Annotated in this window: 1 protein-coding gene; it reads right to left on the bottom strand. The window is 55.6% G+C overall.

Annotated elements, in window-relative coordinates; translation table 11 throughout:
* Window positions 1-471: 16S rRNA (uracil(1498)-N(3))-methyltransferase (locus K5Q73_RS21405; protein ID WP_220766205.1), on the bottom strand; the 471-nt coding region annotated here is incomplete at both ends.

The following is a 471-nucleotide window of genomic DNA, read 5'->3' as shown; positions in this document are numbered from 1 at the left end:
CTGCCAGCTCCATTACCGGTCTCACTTCAGGGACCCGGCTACGGCCGGATTGCTCACAGGCGCTGATAACAATTTTTTGCCACTGCTGCAGTTTCTTTTCCAACCTGTCGCCGCTGAGTTTAACGCCGCAACGCTCTGAAAACAGTGGCGTGATGGTGTTAACCCCCAACTCTACCGATTTTTGTAAGGTGAAGTCCATGCGATCGCCGCGGGAGATCACTTGCCCAAGGTGCAGATCCAGGGGGGACTCAGAGGGATTGTCCATGGCAGACAGCACGTGTACATCCACGGCTTTCTTTCCGGCGCTGACGATAGTGGCCGGATAGTCTTTGCCGTCACCATTGAACAGGCTTATTTGCTCGCCGCTGCTCATGCGCAGCACTCGGCCGACATGGGCGCTGGCGTCATCATCCAATGACAGAACTTGGCCTGGGGTTATCGGGCCTGTGTGATAAATTCTCGGCACTCTCA

This window comes from Shewanella sp. MBTL60-112-B2 (assembly GCF_019655055.1).
Lineage (GTDB): Bacteria > Pseudomonadota > Gammaproteobacteria > Enterobacterales > Shewanellaceae > Shewanella.
This window is presented reverse-complemented; position numbering and strand designations above follow the sequence as displayed.